This is a genomic window from Sphingomonas sp. RB1R13 (assembly GCF_036663775.1).
In the GTDB taxonomy this organism is placed as follows: domain Bacteria; phylum Pseudomonadota; class Alphaproteobacteria; order Sphingomonadales; family Sphingomonadaceae; genus Sphingomicrobium.
The window spans coordinates 1-1,944 of sequence record NZ_JAXOJM010000010.1 but is presented as its reverse complement, the minus strand read 5'-3'; the positions used below and the strand labels follow the sequence as shown (position 1 = coordinate 1,944).

Here is a 1,944-nt window from a genome sequence, read left to right as displayed (position 1 = left end):
ATCGGTCGAGCTGATGGAATCGACGCCGTAGGCGGCACGGCGCTTGGTCTCGATGCCCGCCGCCAGGCTGCGCGCATAGGTGCCGTTGACGACGATATCTTCGCCCTCGGTGCCCGCGTCACCTGCCTGCGCGGCTTGCGGCGCAGCGGCGGCGGCGGAGCTTGCCTCCTGCGCGTGGGCGGCCAGCGGGCCGGTCACGAGAATAAGCGAAACCGATGCCTTCAGCAGGCTACGAAACGTCAGCATGTTGTGATTCCCCCATCGGCTGTCTTGCCGGTTCGGCGGGGGCGTTAGGATCGGTCGGTGTCAGCTTGGCGTAAAATTGATGACGTCTGTGTGAAACGGGCGAAAGGGGTCAGAAAGTCATCAGAATGATGCGGGGATAGCAAGAGATGATCCGAACCGCTTGATTCCTCCCCTGCACGGGGAGGTGGCGCGCGTAGCGTGACGGAGGGGTGTCCCGCTATCGAGAGGGTGACACCCCTCCGTCAGGCCTTCGGCCTGCCACCTCCCCTTACAGGGGAGGATCTAGAGTCTGAGTCATCTGAGCGGAATCGATTGAGGATTCCCAAAGCGGTGCGCTTCTGATTCAAGCTGTCTGCCGTTTGGAGGTCGGCAGCTATGGGTCGAGCCTATTCGGATGATCTGCGTGAGCGAGTAGCAGCATCGGTTCTGGGTGGCCGGTCGTGCCGGGCAACCGCGGAACTGTTCGGCGTCAGCGTGGCGAGTGCGGTGAAATGGTCGCAACGCCATCGGGCGACGGGCAGCGCCGCGGCCCGGCCGCTGGGACGCAAGCAGCCCCGTTCGCTGGCCGCCGAGCGTGAGTGGTTGATGGAGCGACTGGCGACCAAGCCGGACGTGACGTTACGCGGCTTGGTGGCGGAGTTGGGTGAACGGGGCGTGGTGACGAGCTACGGGTCGGTGTGGCGGATCGTGCGCGAGGCGGGGATCACGTTCAAAAAAAGACGCTGATCGCCCGCGAGCAGGATCGGCCAGCGATCGCCAGGCGCCGCACGCAATGGCGCAAGTATCAGGGCCGGATCGATCCGCGGCGCCTCGTCTTCATCGACGAAACCTGGGCCAAGACCAACATGACGCGGTTGCGCGGCTGGTGTGCCCGTGGTCAGCCGCTGGTCGACAAGGTGCCGCACGGCCATTGGCGCACGCTCACCTTTCTGGCCGCGCTCCGGCATGATCGTATCGACGCGCCGCTCGTGCTCGATGGCCCCATCAACGGCGAGAGTTTCACCGCTTATGTCGAGCAGTTCCTGCTGCCCACCCTCTCGAGCGGCGACATCGTCGTCATGGACAATCTGGGCAGTCACAAGAGCAAGGCCGTTCGCCAGCTCATCCGCTCCGTCGGCGCCAGGCTCCTCTTCCTGCCGCCCTACTCCCCCGACCTCAATCCCATCGAGCAGGTCTTTGCCAAGCTCAAGACGCTGCTTCGCAAGGCAAACACCCGGTCGGTCGAGGCCACATGGAAGCAGATCGGCTCGCTACTCGACGCCTTCCCACCTCTCGAATGTGCCAACTACCTCCGCAATAGCGGTTACGCTTCAGCTTAGATGGATCAGACTCTAAAACAGCCTCTTATCCACGCGATACGTGCGGCGCGCCGTCCGCATCGTCGCCGCGATAGCCCAGCGCCTGCGAAATGCGGGCCGTCGTCTCGATCAGGATTTGCCGCGCCTGGGGGATCGAGCATGTCTGCGATCCGTCGATCGTCTCCAGGAACGGGATGGTCAGCGCCGCCATGCAGTCGCCGCCAAAGCCGAAGATGGGCGCGCTGAGGTCGGTGACGCCGCGCGTGATCGGGCTTTCGCGCAGGCCGTGCCCCTGAGCGCGGACCCGTTCCAACTCCTCGGCCAATGCCACACGGTCGATGGCCTGGCCCTGCGCCGCCTCCGCCCGGTCCAGGATGCGCACCCGTTGCGCAGGCGCGGC

Annotated in this window: 3 protein-coding genes; 1 reads left to right on the top strand and 2 read right to left on the bottom strand. The window is 64.9% G+C overall.

Annotation, left to right across the window (positions count from 1 at the left end):
- Positions 1-246, bottom strand: a 246-nt coding sequence (locus U1700_RS14335; RefSeq protein WP_332753371.1) for a hypothetical protein, incomplete at its 3' end; no start/stop codon positions are given.
- A gap of 375 nt (positions 247-621) precedes the next feature.
- Between U1700_RS14335 and U1700_RS14330 the strand changes: the two genes are divergently transcribed.
- Positions 622-1,565, top strand: a protein-coding gene (locus tag U1700_RS14330; RefSeq protein WP_332753370.1) for an IS630 family transposase whose coding sequence is annotated in 2 segments (ribosomal slippage) — positions 622-958 and positions 958-1,565 — 945 coding nt in all. Because the reading frame shifts where the segments join, the coding sequence is not laid out codon by codon here.
- Between the two features lie 25 nt (positions 1,566-1,590).
- On the opposite strand, the gene U1700_RS14325 is transcribed toward U1700_RS14330, so the two are convergent.
- The coding region (locus U1700_RS14325) for an IclR family transcriptional regulator domain-containing protein (RefSeq protein ID WP_332753369.1) at positions 1,591-1,944 on the bottom strand (354 nt) is incomplete at its 5' end.